The 14,250-nt window shown below is 70.4% G+C and carries 14 protein-coding genes and 1 other RNA gene; 9 read left to right on the top strand and 6 right to left on the bottom strand.

Translation table 11 applies throughout. The features are described from left to right. Positions 1-116: 116 nt before the first annotated feature. Complete coding sequence (locus tag GT007_RS01100) at positions 117-2,423, top strand: bifunctional diguanylate cyclase/phosphodiesterase (protein WP_160119710.1); 2,307 nt, start codon at positions 117-119, stop codon at positions 2,421-2,423. Here GT007_RS01100 and GT007_RS01095 read toward each other — a convergent pair whose 3' ends face one another. Beyond that, positions 2,424-3,239: a TIGR00282 family metallophosphoesterase gene (locus GT007_RS01095; protein ID WP_160119709.1), complete on the bottom strand. Its 816-nt coding sequence runs from the start codon at positions 3,237-3,239 to the stop codon at positions 2,424-2,426. It lies immediately after the preceding gene. Between the two features lie 63 nt (positions 3,240-3,302). Then, entirely contained in the window at positions 3,303-3,659 is a 357-nt protein-coding gene (locus GT007_RS01090) for a hypothetical protein (RefSeq protein WP_160119708.1), read from the bottom strand. Between the two features lie 116 nt (positions 3,660-3,775). Between GT007_RS01090 and GT007_RS01085 the strand changes: the two genes are divergently transcribed. From GT007_RS01085 to GT007_RS01070, 4 genes are all read left to right on the top strand, one after another. Beyond that, the gene (locus tag GT007_RS01085) at positions 3,776-4,003 is read left to right on the top strand and encodes a hypothetical protein (protein ID WP_127788297.1); all 228 of its coding nucleotides are present in this window, start codon (positions 3,776-3,778) and stop codon (positions 4,001-4,003) included. A 3-nt stretch (positions 4,004-4,006) separates the two neighbouring features. Continuing rightward, a complete protein-coding gene (locus GT007_RS01080) occupies positions 4,007-4,342 on the top strand; it encodes a cell division protein ZapA (protein ID WP_160119707.1) in 336 nt (111 codons plus the stop codon). A gap of 9 nt (positions 4,343-4,351) precedes the next feature. After that, positions 4,352-4,511, top strand: a non-coding RNA gene (gene ssrS / locus GT007_RS01075) — 6S RNA. A gap of 18 nt (positions 4,512-4,529) precedes the next feature. Further along, complete coding sequence (locus GT007_RS01070; protein ID WP_201451757.1) at positions 4,530-5,099, top strand: 5-formyltetrahydrofolate cyclo-ligase; 570 nt, start codon at positions 4,530-4,532, stop codon at positions 5,097-5,099. Here GT007_RS01070 and GT007_RS01065 read toward each other — a convergent pair. Further along, positions 5,079-5,522, bottom strand: coding sequence for a response regulator (locus GT007_RS01065; protein WP_160119706.1), 444 nt, complete (start codon positions 5,520-5,522; stop codon positions 5,079-5,081). The two genes, GT007_RS01070 and GT007_RS01065, sit on opposite strands and share 21 nt — an antisense overlap. Positions 5,523-5,538: 16 nt before the next feature. Here GT007_RS01065 and GT007_RS01060 point away from each other — a divergent pair, with 16 nt between their 5' ends. Together GT007_RS01060 and GT007_RS01055 are read left to right on the top strand one after the other, a co-directional pair. Beyond that, a complete protein-coding gene (locus GT007_RS01060) occupies positions 5,539-5,676 on the top strand; it encodes a hypothetical protein (RefSeq protein WP_160119705.1) in 138 nt (45 codons plus the stop codon). A gap of 202 nt (positions 5,677-5,878) precedes the next feature. Further along, the gene (locus GT007_RS01055) at positions 5,879-6,694 is read left to right on the top strand and encodes a response regulator transcription factor (RefSeq protein WP_160119704.1); all 816 of its coding nucleotides are present in this window, start codon (positions 5,879-5,881) and stop codon (positions 6,692-6,694) included. 82 nt (positions 6,695-6,776) lie between these two features. Here the strand turns inward: GT007_RS01055 and GT007_RS01050 are convergent, their stop codons facing one another. Beyond that, positions 6,777-9,035, bottom strand: coding sequence for an ATP-binding protein (locus GT007_RS01050; protein WP_160119703.1), 2,259 nt, complete (start codon positions 9,033-9,035; stop codon positions 6,777-6,779). Positions 9,036-9,242: 207 nt separating this feature from the next. On the opposite strand from GT007_RS01050, the gene GT007_RS01045 reads away from it, so the two are divergent. After that, entirely contained in the window at positions 9,243-10,427 is a 1,185-nt protein-coding gene (locus GT007_RS01045) for an acetyl-CoA acetyltransferase (protein ID WP_236571427.1), read from the top strand. 151 nt (positions 10,428-10,578) lie between these two features. Here the strand turns inward: GT007_RS01045 and GT007_RS01040 are convergent, their stop codons facing one another. Beyond that, positions 10,579-11,514, bottom strand: a complete 936-nt coding sequence (locus GT007_RS01040) for a Bug family tripartite tricarboxylate transporter substrate binding protein (RefSeq protein ID WP_236571426.1) — start codon at positions 11,512-11,514, stop codon at positions 10,579-10,581. 151 nt (positions 11,515-11,665) lie between these two features. On the opposite strand from GT007_RS01040, the gene GT007_RS01035 reads away from it, so the two are divergent. After that, complete coding sequence (locus tag GT007_RS01035; RefSeq protein WP_160119702.1) at positions 11,666-12,904, top strand: amidohydrolase family protein; 1,239 nt, start codon at positions 11,666-11,668, stop codon at positions 12,902-12,904. Here GT007_RS01035 and GT007_RS01030 read toward each other — a convergent pair. After that, the gene (locus tag GT007_RS01030; protein WP_160119701.1) at positions 12,901-14,250 is read right to left on the bottom strand and encodes a class-II fumarase/aspartase family protein; all 1,350 of its coding nucleotides are present in this window, start codon (positions 14,248-14,250) and stop codon (positions 12,901-12,903) included. The genes GT007_RS01035 and GT007_RS01030 overlap by 4 nt on opposite strands.

Here is a 14,250-nt window from a genome sequence, read left to right as displayed (position 1 = left end):
CGCCCGGTGGCCGTTCACCGGGCGTCAATCCGGCGCGCGTAGATGTGATTCCGGTTGTGTGGCACCGGGTGGGCTAATGTGCTCAGTCCTGTCCGGTGGGGCCGGAGTTTCCTTCTATGCGTATCATCACCTGCCTAGTGCAGGAGCACGACCTGTGGCTGGTCGGCTTGGCGGCGCTGATGTGCGGGCTGGGATCGCTCGTCACCATCCGCCTGTTCCTGCAGACCCGCGACGCCGAGAGGCCAGCCAGGCCCGCTTGGCTGTTCCTGGCCGCGGTGGCGGCCGGCTCCACCATCTGGTGTACCCATTTCGTGGCGATGCTGGCCTATCGGCCGGGGCCCGCCGTCTCCTATGAACCCCTGCTGACGGCGGCTTCCTTCGCGGTGGCGGTGCTGGGGGCGGGGCTGGGCCTGCTGCTGGCCGTCCGGCAGGGGCCGCTGCTGGGCGGCGCGGTCTTCGGCGGCGCCATCACCCTGATGCACTACACCGGCATGATGGCCTTCGGCGTGCAGGGGGTAGTGCTGTGGTCGGTGCCCTATGTGGTGGCGTCGGTCATCGCGTCCTCCGTGTTCGCGGCGGCGGCGTTCCAGGTGGCGGCCCAAGGCGGTAGGCTGGCCGCGACGGCCCTGCTGGTGCTGGCCATCGTGGCGCTGCACTTCACCGGCATGGCGGCGCTGGAGATCATTCCTCTCGCCCCCGCCGAGGGCGGACATGGTGGCCAGGACACGACAACGGTGCTGGCCCTGGGTGTTGCCGCCGTGGGTTTCCTGATGCTGGGTACGGGGGTCGCCAGCTATCTGCTGGACCGGGATGCGCGCTTCCGCGCCGAGCGCCGCCTGCGCGCCCTGGTGGAAGGTGCCGTGGACGGCATGGCGGTGGAGCGCGGTGGCCGCATTCTGGAGGCCAACGCCGCCCTGGCCGCCCTGCTGGAAACCCCGCGTGAGGCCCTGCTGGGCACCCCCTTGCATGGCTATCTGGAGCACAAGGGTGAGATCCCGCCCGGCACGTTGCTGCGCAGCATGGCCCAGCCCCGGGGCGGCAAGCCCTTTCCGGTGGAACTCGCCTCCCGCCAGGAGGATGGGCTGCTGATCCATGCCATCCGCGATGTGCGGCCGCGCCTGGCGCAGGAACGGCGCATCGCCCATCTGGCCCGAAACGACAGCCTGACGGGCCTGCCCAACCGCGCCTCCTTCCTGGAAAGGATCGAGGCCGCCGCCGCGGCCCTGAGCACCACGGAGCAACTGGCCCTGCTGGCCATCGACCTGGACCGCTTCAAGGAGGTAAACGACCTGCACGGCCACGCCGCCGGCGACACGGTGCTGAAGACCCTGTCCCTGCGCATGCGCCAGGCGCTGCAGGGCGAGGAATTCCTGGCCCGCATGGGCGGCGATGAGTTCGTGGCCCTCGCCCCCGTGGCCGGCAGCGCGGAGGCGGAGGAATTCGCCCAGCGCCTGCACCGCCAGCTGAACACCCCCGTCTCGATCGGCCATACGGAGGTGGTGTGCGGCGGCAGCATCGGCATCGCGCTGATGCCGCAGGATGCGCGCACCACCAGCACCCTGATGAACAACGCCGATCTGGCCATGTACCGGGCCAAGGGCAACCCGGCCAAGCGCGTCTGCTTCTATGAGGAGACGATGGACCAGGCGGTGCGCGCTCGCCGCCAGACCATGCAGGAGCTGCGTGAGGCCCTGGCCCGGCGCCAGTTCCGTCTGCACTACCAGCCCCAGGTGGAAATCAGCACCGGCGCCATCAACGGGTATGAAGTGCTGCTGCGCTGGCAGCACCCCGAGCGTGGCGCGATCCCACCCAGCGAATTCATCCCGATGGCCGAGGAGACCGGGCTGATCCTGCCCATCGGCGACTGGGTGCTGCGGGAGGCCTGCCGCGAGGCCGCGCGCTGGCCCATTCCCTACCGGATCGCGGTGAACCTGTCCGCCGTGCAGCTGGTGCCCGACCTGCCGCGCGCCGTGGCCCGGGCCCTGGCCGATTCCGGTCTCGCACCCGCCCGGCTGGAGCTGGAAATCACCGAGACCTCCCTGATCCGCGATCCCATGCGCACCACGCGCCTATTGCAGGAGCTGAAGGCGCTCGGCGTGTCCATCGCCATGGATGATTTCGGCACGGGCTATTCCTCGCTGTCCACGCTGCGGGCCTTCCCGTTCGACAAGATCAAGCTCGACCGCTCCTTCATGGCGGAGCTGGAGAGCAGCCCGGACGCGCGCGCCATCATCCGCGCCGTGCTGACGCTGGGCGAAAGCCTGAACATCCATGTGCTCGCCGAGGGGGTGGAAACCGCCGAGCAACTGGAATTCCTGCGCCAGGAAGGCTGCGCGGAGGTGCAGGGCTTCCTGCTCGGCCGCCCGGCGCCGATGGCCGACCAGTCTCCGGCGCAGCCGGAGTTACGGATGGCCGCCGGCTGATCAGATCGTGGGCATGGCCTGCGACAGCCGCCCGCCCAGGCGCAGCGGTGCCACGCCGGTGGCAAGCCCCGTCGTGTCGTCCGTGACGACGAAGATGCCGCACAGCGTGGCATCGCCCTCGGCGGGGGCCAGCTTCTCGGTCGGCACCTTGCGCCAGAACCGCAGGGAGGCGGCGCCCTTCTGCATGCCGATCACGCTGTCATAGTCGCCGCACATGCCCGCATCGGTCATGTAGGCGGTGCCGCCGGCCAGGATCTGGTGGTCGGCGGTGGGGGTGTGGGTGTGGGTGCCCACCACCAGGCTGACCAGCCCGTCGAAGCTGTGGCCCATGGCGGCCTTCTCGCTGCTGGCCTCGGCATGCACATCGATGATGGCCGCCTGCACGGATTTGCCCAGCGGGTGGGCCTGCACCTCGGCCTGCACGGCGCGGAAGGGGTCGTCCACCGGCTCCATGAACAGCCGGCCCAGAACGTTCACTACCAGGGCCTTGCGGCCATCGCCCAGCACGGCGACGAAGCTGCCCTTGCCCGGGGTGCCGGGCGGATAGTTGGCGGGGCGGATCACCCGGGGCTCCTGGTCGATCCAGGGGATGATTTCCTTGCGGTCCCAGCTGTGGTTGCCCAGCGAGACGACATCGGCGCCGGCGGTGAAGAAGGCGCGCGCCATCTCGGGCGCCAGGCCGAAGCCGTGGCTGGCGTTCTCGCCGTTCACCACCACCAGGTCGGCGCGCAGCCTGGATTTCAGTTCCGGCAATTGCGCGGTCAGCGCATCCCGGCCGGACCGGCCCACCACATCGCCCAGGAACAGAATGCGCAAGATAACCCCCGATGGAACAGGCTGCGCGGGATAGCGCCCGCGGGGCCGATGGGAAAGTGGGAATCAGCCGTCCCGATTCGCCAGCCAGGCCTCGATCCAGCTGGTGCCGCGTTTCGGGTTCCAGGCGGCCATGTCCAGCGCGGGCGGGGCGATGGGCCTGATACGCCCGGGATGCAGGGCCAGCAGCCCGGCCTGGGCGGGGGAGGGGCCCAGCACCACGGCGGGCACCCCCGCCAGCAGCGCGCCGAGTGCGAGGCCCGGCGCCGCCCCGCAATCCAGCAGGGCCGGAGTTCCGCCATTCCAGCCGCCCGCGCGCAGCAGCGCGAGAAAGCCGGGCGCGCCCAGCGCCCCCGCCGCCCCGGGTGCCGAGAGCAGCGTGACGGGCCGCCCGTGTTGCAGAACCACCCGCACATGATCCATGCCATGCACAATCACCGCTGGTGGCCATGCAGCCGGGCCTTGCATGGGGCAGGCGTGCATGCGAACCCTCCTGACACGTTGCGACACATGACGCCAAGGGGGGCTGCACGGTGGAGATGACGACCGATCCCGCGTTCCAGGCCGCCCAGCGGCTGGAGATCGCGGTGGAGAAGCTGGTGGGGGCCATCGAGGGCCGGCTGGCCGCGATGCAGGCCGCCGCCGCCCAGGCCGCGGCCGACAGCGTGCCGCGTGCCGAGGTGGCGGCACTTTCCGCGCGGCTGGATGCCGCCATGGCCCAGCTGCGCCAGGCGCTGATGGGCCAGGACAATGAGGATGAGGGGTAGACCATGGGACAAGTCAGCGTCCGGGTGAATGGCTACACCCACACCATCGGCTGCAAGGATGGCGAGGAGCAGCATGTGCGCGACCTCGTGGCCAGCATCGACGCGAAGGTCGGGCTGATCCGCCAGATGGGCGGGCAGTTCTCGGAATCGCGGATGCTGCTGCATGTCGCGCTGCTGCTGGCCGATGAGCTGGGCGACATGCGCATCGAGATGGCACGGCGGGAAAACGGCGAACCGCCGCCGGTGCCCGCCCCCACGGCCGATCCGCGGCTGGCCGAGCGGCTGGCGCGCATCGCCGAACGCATCGAAGGCATTGCAACCAGCCTCGAGCGGCCCTAAGTCCTAGGGGCGAGGCTGGCCATCACGCCAGGCAAGACATGCCCGGGGCCTACCAGCATCTCCCGGGAGCTGGCGCTATCAGGATCGTGGTCCTGGTATTCCGGCACCCACCTTGTCTAGGACAGGGCCATCGGGAGCATGCAAACGCCAGCGGCTGGTTGGCTTCGCGCTTTTCCGGGTTTGAGAGATGGATGATCCGGCGCTGACCGCCGCCAAGAAGGCGATGCGGGACGACATGCTGGCCCGGCGCCCCGCCCTGGTGACGCCCGGTGCCGGAGAGGCGCTGGCTCAGGCGCTGCTGCGCGATGCGCCCCCGCCCCATGGCGCGCGCATCGGCGGCTTCTGGCCGATGGGCGAGGAAATCGACATCCGCCCCCTGCTGCACGCCCTGTACCGGCGCGGCCATGCCATTCTGCTGCCGCTGACCACACCGCGCGGCCAGCCGCTGGAATTCCGCCACTGGCACCCGGGGGCCGCGATGCAGCCGGGGCGCTTCGGCACGTCCTTCCCGGCGCGCGGAGAGGCGGGCGAGCCCGACTGGTTTCTGGTGCCGCTGCTGGCCTTCGACGCGCGCGGCTTCCGGCTGGGCTATGGCGGCGGGTATTACGACCGCACCCTGGCCCGGGCGGCGGGGGCCACGCGCATCGGCGTGGCCTATGCCGGGCAGGCGGTGCCGGCGGTGCCCATCGGCGCGCATGACATTCCCTTACACGCCGTGGCGACAGAGCGCGGCGTGTCAGTGCCGGTCGAAGGCTGACAGGCTCATCGCGCCCGGCAGGGCGCGCCGTGCCGCCGCCCGCGCCAGGCCCCGGCCCACGCTGATCGCCACATCGCGCAGCCGCAGCGGTTCCTGCAGCATGCCCAGGCTGGACATCAGCTGGGGCGAGCGCGGGTCATGCCCGTAGCTGGAGGAAATCAGCACCAGCTCGATCGCCGGGCCCACGCCGTTCAGGATATTGGCGGCGATGGTCAGGCCCTCGCCCTCCAGCAGGGTGATGTCGGCCAGCACCACGCCGATCTCGGGGTGCCGCAGCAGCAGGTCGGCCGCCTCGGAGGCCGTTTCGGCCAGATGCACGGTCACATCGCGCCGCCGCAGCAGGGCGGCGACCTCGTCCAGCACATCCACCTCGGTATCCACCACCAGCACGGACAGGTCCCGCCGCAGGATGGGGTACTGCACCTTCGTGGAAACAAGGGTGGGTATCGCCTTGGAAAACGCGGATTTCTTCGGAACGGTATTCATGCTGGCTCACCTGCCTCTTGAGAAATCACTTGAAGAAGCATTTCCGGGTTTTCCTGAAGAAACCCACAAAATGCGCCTCTCGGCACAGTGATGGCGGAAATCGGGTTGCGGGTGGTGCCGTGTTTTGTAGATAGTCCGCGACACAGCGGCTCACATGTCGTTGATCACTGTTTTCCTGATGGCTGGGGGGCCGGAATGGACGCAGTGAACTTCATCCGCGATCTTAACCTCTGGGGGATAGAGGGATGGTTTCGCTACAAATGTCTGCTGCCCAGCAGCAGGCGCCGGGCCCTGTGCCCGGTCCTTTGGCCGAACAGGGCCTGGTGCCACCCGCCGCGAATGACGCGGCCGTGGGGCCCGTCATTCTCGTCGCCGACGACGAAACGGAACTGACCGACGAGATCTGCGACTATTTGTCGCGCTATGGTCTGCAGCCGGTGCCGGTGAACAGCTTCGCCGATTGCATGAAGGTGCTGACCACCCGCACGGTGGACGCCATCGTGCTGGACCAGCGCTTCGGCCCGGTGGACACGCTGCCGCTGCTGCCCACGCTGCGTGGGCTGACGCAGGCGCCGATCCTGATCCACACCGGCAACCGCGAGGAAACCGACCGTGTGCTGGGCCTGGAGCTCGGCGCGGACGATTTCGTGCTGAAGCCGGTCTCGGGCCGGGAGCTGGTAGCGCGCCTCAGGGCCCGGCTGCGCAGCGCACCGCCCAAGGTGGCGGCCAATGCGCCGGCCCCCGCCCCCGTGGTGGCGGCACCCGTGCCCGCGGCACCGCTGGTGGCACCCAGCGCGCCCGCGATGGAAAGCACCGGCTGGCGCGTGGTGCCCAGCGAACGCCGGGCCTATCGCCCCGACGGCAGCGTGGTGCGCCTGACCACGGCGGAATTCGACACGCTGGTGGCGCTGGCCTCCAAGCCTGGCGAGGTCCGCTCGCGGGAGGAACTGACGCGCATCGTGTTCCGCCGCACCTGGCGGCCCGGCGACCGGTCGGTGGACAACGCGATCCTGCATCTGCGGCAGAAGCTGGCGCCCGATATGGGCGAGGGCTGCATCGCGACCGTGCGGCAGCTCGGCTACGTCTTCACCGGCTTCGGGAACGCCTGAGCCACATCCCCATCGCCCCCCCGGCGTGCCCCGGCCCTGCCGCGCCTCCCCGATGGAGACGCGCGGCAGGGCCGGTGTTGTTTCAGCCCCGGGCCAGCGTGTCTTTTTCCAGCGGATCGGTCGCGGGCGGGCGGCTGCGCTGGAAGGTCAGGATCGCCTCCGCGCCCCCGCCACCCGGGCGGTTGCCCAGGGAAATGCCGCCGCCGAAGCGCAGCATGATGGACCGGCACAACGGCAGGCCGAGCCCCGTGCCCTTGGTCGCGGGCTTGGTGGAGAAGAACGGGTCGAACACCCGCTCCAGCGCTTCCTCCGGGATACCGGTGCCGGTGTCGCGGATGATCAGGCGGATCTCGTGCGGCTCGAAGCCCGGCTCGGCGGTGATGGTCAGGCGGTGGGCCGCGCCCTCCCGGCCCAGCATCGCGTCCTTGGCGTTCAGGCACAGGTTCATCAGCACCTGTTCCACCAGCACGGGCTGGCCGCGCACGGTGGGCAGGTTGGCGGGCAGGCGCACATCCGCCGTGATGTTCGCGTCCTTCAGGTTGGAGGCGATCAGCCCCAGCGCCCCCTGCACCGCATTGGGCAGGGAGACGGGTTCCAGCACCGCCGCCTCCAGCCGGGCGAAGCTGCGCAGCTGGGCGGCGATGGCCTTGGCGCGCTCGGCCTGGGCGGCGATGCGGCGCAGGCGGGCCAGCGCCTCCGGAATGCCGGCGGCGCCTTCCTCCAGCGCGTCCAGCGCGTTCTCGGCGGCCAGGGACATCACGGCGAGCGGCTGGTTCAGCTCATGCGCCAGCCCCGCGGCCATGGCGCCGCGCGCCGCGACCCGGCTGGCATTGTCGGCCTGGGCCGCGAATTCGCGCTCCCGCGTCACGTCGCTCAGGCAGCCCAGCAGGTCCACGGTGCTGCCGTGGCGGGCGACGATGCGGGCGGCGTCGCGCAGCCACATCCAACTGCCGTCGGGGCGGCGCAGCCGGTATTCCACCACGGCTTCCTCGCCCGCCGCATCGGGTTCGGCCAGACGTTCCAGCAGCGGTTCGCCGGGCGGATAGCTGCTCCAGTCGATGCTGCGGCTCCATTGGGCCGCGTCCTGGAAATGCGCGGGCTCCCAGCCGGTGATGTCGCGGATGGCGGGGTTCACGGCGGTGATGTGCACCTCGGCCTCGCCGCCGGCATGCAGCACGCGGGCGGCATAGGCGCCGGCGGGCAGGGCTTCGATCAGGGCGGCGGCGGTGCGGGCGGGCAAGGGGGCGGGGCGGGGCGCCGGGCGCCCGGGCGCGGCGGAAGGGGCGGAAGGCGGCGTGGGCGCGGCTTCCATCGGTTCCTCGGTCTCGGCGCCGCGCGCGTCCTGGCGCAGCACCCGGTGGAACAGCCACAGCAGCGCCAGCCCCGTGAAGCAGGTCACGGCCCCGGCCAGCCCCAGCACCACCAGCGACCCCCGGGACAGTAGGCCGCCGCGCGCGATCTCCATTGTGGCCAGCACCACCAGGTCATAGCCGGGCACCTGGGCCGAGGCGTAGCTGATGGTGCGCCGGCCGCCCGGCTCGGGCAGGCTGACGCGGCGTTCCCCGGTGCCGCCGGCCGCGGGCTCGGGCATCAGCGCCGCGTCCAGCCGGTTCAGCGCGGGGTTGACCTGGGCGTTGCGGCCGCGCGCCAGCAGGCTGCCGTCGCTGTGGAACAGCATGGTCTGCGGGTCATTGGCGCCCTGCGCGGAGGGCAGGGCCTGACCCAGCCGCGCGGGTTCCAGCAGCGCCAGCGCCACGCCGTCGAACCGCCCGCCGGAGGCCAGGATGGGATAGGACATGACCAGCCCGGCCTGGATGCTGCCGGGCCGCGACAGCAGCGGCGCCATGCGGCCATAGCGGTGGGCGAGCACATTCTCGGCATTGCCCATCCAGCCGGGCAGGGTGGTGCCGGCCTGCCAGGTCACATTGCCCTGGGCGTCGGTCACGGCCAGGGCGCGGATGCCATCCTGCCCGCGCCGGGCCATGTTGGTCAGGGTCACTTCCAGCGCCTCGACCTCGCGGCGATCGCCGCGCGTCAGGGCGCCGGCGCGCTGCTGCAACAGGGACAGGGCGCGGTCGGCCGGTTCCAGGGCGCGGGGAATGGCATCCCGCCCGGCGCGGGCGGCGTTCAGCGTCATGGCTTCCGCCGCGCTGTCCTGCTGCCTTGTCTCGCCGCCCAGCACATCCAGCGTGCTGGACCAGGTGAAGATGATGACGGTGGCGCCGAACAGGCAGGCCAGCAGCAGCGTCGCGCGGCTGAGGAAGCGGCGGCCCGCTGCGTAGCGTCCGGTGGGGAGGGGCGCGCCCCCTGTATCCCCCCGCGGCTCCACCGCCATCCGCATGCTAAGCCTTTTCTCCTGCGCCTCGTCGCTGCACCATGGGCCCATGCCAGCGTCGTGGCCGTGCCTCGATGCACTGAAAGCTCACCGTCGGGCGAATCGCCCGTTGCACGCCACCATCGCTGTAAAGTGATGCAAGCACCACTGATTCGCTACCGCGCCCGAGAAGTTACAAGGCGTTCCGGGCACGAATGTAAGGGAGGAATGAACATGATGGACCATTCGGCGACAAATCCGTGCATCATCGGCTGGTCGCATAGCCGCTTCGGCAAGCTGGAGGAGGCGCCGGACACCGAGGCGCTGATCGGCCTCGTGGCCCGCCAGGCCATCGAACATGCCGGGCTGGAACCGCGCGATATCGACGCGGTGTTCCTCGGCCATTTCAACGCGGGTTTCCAGAAGCAGGATTTCACCGCCTCGCTGGTGTTGCAGGCGGTGCCGGAACTGCGCTTCCGCCCCGTCACCCGGTATGAGAACGCCTGCGCGACGGGTTCCGCCGCCATCCACGGCGCGCTGGATTTCCTGGGCGCCGGGCGCGGCAAACGGGTGCTGGTGGTGGGGGCGGAGAAGATGACCGCGACCCCGGGGCCGGAGGTGGGCGAGATCCTGCTGAAGGCCAGCTATCTGAAGCAGGAAGGCGAGATCGCCGGCGGCTTCGCGGGCGTGTTCGGCCGCATCGCCGATGCCTATTTCCAGCGCCATGGCGACCAGTCCGACGCGCTGGCCACCATCGCCGCCAAGAACCACGCCAATGGCGTGAACAACCCCTATGCCCAGATGCGCAAGGACCTGGGCTATGCCTTCTGCCGGGCCGAGAGCGAGAAGAACCCCTTCGTCGCCCCGCCGCTGAAGCGCACCGATTGTTCGCTGGTCAGCGATGGCGCGGCGGCGGTCGTGATCGCGGCGGGCGATGCGGCGGAGGGGGCGGCGCGCGCCGTGCGTTTCCGCGCCACCGCCCATGTGCAGGATTTCCTGCCGATGGCCAGCCGCGACATCATCCGCTTCGAGGGCCCGCGCGAGGCCTGGGCGCGGGCGCTGTCGGCCGCGGGCCTCACGCTGGGCGACCTCTCCTTCGCCGAGGTGCATGACTGCTTCACCATCGCCGAATTGCTGATTGGCGAGGCGATGGGCCTGGCCTCCGAAGGCCAGGGCGCCCGTCCGGTGCTGGAGGGCGTCACGGCCAAGGATGGCAGGCTGCCGCTGAACCGCTCCGGCGGGTTGAAGGCGAAGGGGCACCCGATCGGGGCCACGGGCGTGTCCATGCACGCCATCACCGCCATGCAGCTGTGCGGCGAGGCGGGGGACATGCAGCTGCCCCGCGCCGATGTGGCCGGGGTTTTCAACATGGGGGGTGCCGCCGTGGCGAACTATGTCTCGATCCTGGAGCGCGTGTGACAGCCTCTTGAAACCGTAGGGCGCCGCGCCATTTCCCGCACTGTCAGGCAGGATTTGGCTGTCTGGCAGCTTTGCCTTCCTCAACCTTGGACTTGAGGGCCGCCCCTGAGACCCCCCTGTGGGGCGCATGGGGTGGCCCTTTTTTCGTGCGTCAATCGGCCTGGATGCCGTTGGCGCGGATTACCTGCCGCCAGCGCGTGAGCTCGCTGGTGATCAGGGCCGTATAGCCGTCCGGGCCCAGCGTGCCGGGGCGCACCCCGATGCCGGCCAGGCGCTGCTGCACGGCCGGGGCGGCCAGTGCTTCCTGCAGCGCGGCGTCCCAGCGTTCCACCAGGGCGCCCGGCACCCCGGCCGGGAGGGAGAAGCCGAACCAGTTGCTGCTGGTCACGCCCGGCAGGCCGAGTTCCTGGAAGGTGGGCACATCGGCCAGGGTGCTGTCGCGGGTGTCCTCGCTCTGGGCGATGGGGCGCAGGCGCCCGCCCCGGAAATGGCCCAGCGCCGTCGGCAGGCTTTCCATCACGCAGGGCACCTGGCCCGCGATCACATCCGTCATCGCCGCCGCCGAGCCGCGATAGGGCACATGCGTCAGCTCGATGCCGGTTTCCTGCTTCAGCAACTGGCCCACCAGATGGTTCATCGTGCCGTTGCCGCCGGTGGCATAGACCATGCCGCCGCGCCAGGCCTGGGCCATGAAGTCCGCGAAATCCCGCATCGGGGATTCCCCGTTCACCGCGAGCACGGAGGGGAAGCTGCCCACCAGATGCACATGGGTGAAATCCGCCAGCGGGTCATAGGGCACGTTGCGGTACAGCACCGGCCCGATCCCGTGCGAGGAGGCGGAGGAGATCATCACCGTGTGCGCGTCTCCGCGCGCCTTGGCCACGATGTCCGCCCCCACCATGCCGCCCGCGCCGGGGCGGTTTTCCACCACGATGGGCTGGCCGAAGCGATTGCCGAAATATTCCGCCAGGATGCGGCTGAGGATGTCGGCCGCGCCGCCAGGCGGGAAGTTGATGATCCAGCGGACCGGGCGTTCCGGCCAGGACGCCTGGGCCATGGCGGGGGCGGCAAGGGAGGTCAGCAGCAAGGCGCGGCGCGCGATGCTTGCGGGCTGGGCAGGATGCACAGGGGTTCTCCAGTCCTGGACGTGAACCCCGGCGTTGCGGGCCGGCGCGCGGCTTCCGCCCGGGGTGGGCTCAGCGCAGTGTAATGTCAGACAATCACAGGAGCGCCCCGGAATGGACTTCGATCTGCTGCTGCGCGAAGTGCGCCTGCCCAATTCGGCGCCGGATGCCCCGGCCATGGATATAGGCGTGAGCAAGGGCCGCATCGCGGCCATCGCGCCGCGGCTGGGCGGGGCGGCGGCCGAGGTGGTGCAGGGCGGCGGGCGCATCGTGGGGCCGGGCTTCGTCGAAACCCATATCCACCTGGACAAGACCTGCATCCTGGAGCGCTGCGGCTGCGAGACGCAGCGCTTCCCGCACGGCGCCATGGAGCGCGTCTCGGCCGTGAAGCCGAGCTTCACCATCGAGGACGTGACGGAGCGGGCGAGCCGGACGCTGGAGAAGTGCATCTCCCACGGCTGCACCCGCATGCGCAGCCACGTGGAGGTGGACCCGAAGCTCGGCATGCGCGCCATCGAGGGCATCAAGGCGCTGATCGACCGCTACAAATGGGCGATCGACCTGGAGATCTGCGTCATGCCGCAGGAGGGACTGACCAACTACCCCGGCACCGACGAGCTGATGGTGGCGGCCCTGAAGAACGGCGCCAGCGTGGTCGGCGCCGCCCCCAGCTATGACAGCGACCCGGCCGCGCAGATCCACCGCGTGTTCGAGATGGCGCGCGAGTTCGACGTGGACATCGACATGCACCTGGACAGCGGTGCCTCGGCCGATCACCTGGATTTGTGGCTGGTCTGCGACCTGACGGAGAAATACGGCTATGGCGGGCGGGTGACCATCGGCCATGTCAGCAAACTGTCCACCATCCCGCCCATCGAGATGCTGAAGGTGGCCCGGCGCCTGAAGGATGCGGGGGTGGCGCTGACGGTGCTGCCGGCGACGGACCTGTATCTGGGCGGGCGCCACAAGGACCACAACGTGCCGCGCAGCGTGGCCGACGCCAATGCGCTGATGGAGGCCGGCGTGCTGTGCAACATCGCCAGCAACAACATCCTGAACCCGTTCACGCCGCTGGGCGACGGGCAGATGATCCGCATGGCCAACCTGTACGCCAACATCATCCAGCGCGGCAGCGACCGGGAGATCGCGGCGATCTGGGAGATGGCGGGCGGCAATGGCGCGAAGATCCTGCGCCAGGAGGATTTCGGCGTGGCGGTGGGCAAGCCGGCCGATCTGGTGGTGCTGGATGCCGTCAGCGAGATCGAGGCGATCCGCACCATCGCCCCGGTGCTGCATGTGTTCAAGGGCGGGCGGCGGACGGTGACCCGCGCGCCCGCCGTGTTGCACCGCTAACCGGCCATCCGCCCCAGCACCCGGTCCACGAAGGCCTGGCTCTGCCCCAGATAGGTCTTGGGGTCGGTCAGCCGCAGCACCTCCTCGGGCTTCATGCCGCTGGCCACCGCCGGCTCGGCCAGCAGCAGTTCGGCCAGCGGCCGCCCCTCCGCGATGGCGCGGTCGCAGGCGTGGTTCACCAGATGGTGCGCCGTCCCGCGACCCAGCACCGGGGCCAGGCCCATCATCACCTGCTCGGCCACGATCATGCCGTGGGTGGCGTCCAGGTTCCGCGCCATCCGCACCGGGTCCACCACCAGCCCCTCGATGATGTCGCGGGTGGCCAGCAGCGCGCCATGGGCCAGGTTGAAGGCCTGGCCGACGGCCAGCAGCTCCGTCTGCCAATTGCCGGTGCCGCGCTCGAAATCCTGGGCCATGGCGCCCATCATCTGGCCCACCAGCGCATGCACGCCGCGGGTCTGCGCCTGGACATACTCGCAGGAGATCGGGTTGCGCTTCTGCGGCATGGTGGAGCTGCCGCCGCGCCCGGGCACATGCGCCTCCGACACCTCCCCCAGTTCGGTCTGGCTCATCAGCATCACGTCCAGCGCGATCTTGGAGAGCGAGCCGGTGAGCAGGCCGAGGAAGGACACCGCCTCCGCCAGCCCGTCGCGCGCCACATGCCAGGTGATGTCCGGCACGGCGAGGCCGAGTTCGCGGCCCAGCTCCTCCTGCACCAGCATGGCCTGGTCGCCCAGGCTGGCCAGCGTGCCGGCGGCGCCGCCGAATTGCAGGCGCTCCACGCGCGGGCGCATCTGGTCCAGGCGCTCACGCATCGAGATCAGCGGCGAGAGCCACACCGCCACCTTGTAGCCGAAGGTGACGGGCAGGGCGTGCTGCAGGTGGGTGCGCCCGGCCATCGGCGTATCCCGGTGGCGCTGCGCGAGGCCCGCCAGCGCCGTGTTCAGATACAGCAGGTCCATGCGGATCAGCGCCAGGCCCTGGCGCATCTGCAGCACCAGCGCGCTGTCCATGATGTCCTGCGTGGTGGCGCCCCAATGGGTCCAGCGGCCGGCATCGGGCCCGGCCAGGGCCGAGAGCTGCTTCACCAGCCCCACCACCGGATAGCCGGTGTTGCGGGTGGCGGCCGCCAGCGCCGGCAGGTCCAGCTTGTCCACATCGGCCGCGACCGCGATGGCCTCGGCGGCCTCGGCGGGGATGATGTTCAGGCGTGCCTGGGCGCGGGCCAGGCCCACCTCCACATCCAGCATGCGGGCCAGGAAGGCGCGCTCGCCCATCGCGGCGCGCATCGCGTCACTGCCATACAGGGCGCCCAGGACCGGGGCGTCGGCGGGGTTCACGGTCAT

Source organism: Rhodovarius lipocyclicus, from assembly GCF_009900765.1.
Lineage (GTDB): Bacteria > Pseudomonadota > Alphaproteobacteria > Acetobacterales > Acetobacteraceae > Rhodovarius > Rhodovarius lipocyclicus.
This window is presented reverse-complemented; position numbering and strand designations above follow the sequence as displayed.

Bases quoted from the DNA above. Each gene is read 5' to 3' on its own strand.
- GT007_RS01100 (WP_160119710.1), top strand. From the start codon at position 117: ATGCGTATCATCACCTGCCTAGTGCAGGAGCACGACCTGTGGCTGGTC.
- GT007_RS01090 (WP_160119708.1), bottom strand. From the start codon at position 3,659: ATGGATCATGTGCGGGTGGTTCTGCAACACGGGCGGCCCGTCACGCTG.
- GT007_RS01085 (WP_127788297.1), top strand. From the start codon at position 3,776: ATGACGACCGATCCCGCGTTCCAGGCCGCCCAGCGGCTGGAGATCGCG.
- GT007_RS01080 (WP_160119707.1), top strand. From the start codon at position 4,007: ATGGGACAAGTCAGCGTCCGGGTGAATGGCTACACCCACACCATCGGC.
- GT007_RS01070 (WP_201451757.1), top strand. From the start codon at position 4,530: ATGGATGATCCGGCGCTGACCGCCGCCAAGAAGGCGATGCGGGACGAC.
- GT007_RS01050 (WP_160119703.1), bottom strand. From the start codon at position 9,035: ATGCGGATGGCGGTGGAGCCGCGGGGGGATACAGGGGGCGCGCCCCTC.
- GT007_RS01045 (WP_236571427.1), top strand. From the start codon at position 9,243: ATGATGGACCATTCGGCGACAAATCCGTGCATCATCGGCTGGTCGCAT.
- GT007_RS01035 (WP_160119702.1), top strand. From the start codon at position 11,666: ATGGACTTCGATCTGCTGCTGCGCGAAGTGCGCCTGCCCAATTCGGCG.
- GT007_RS01030 (WP_160119701.1), bottom strand. From the start codon at position 14,250: ATGACCGTGAACCCCGCCGACGCCCCGGTCCTGGGCGCCCTGTATGGC.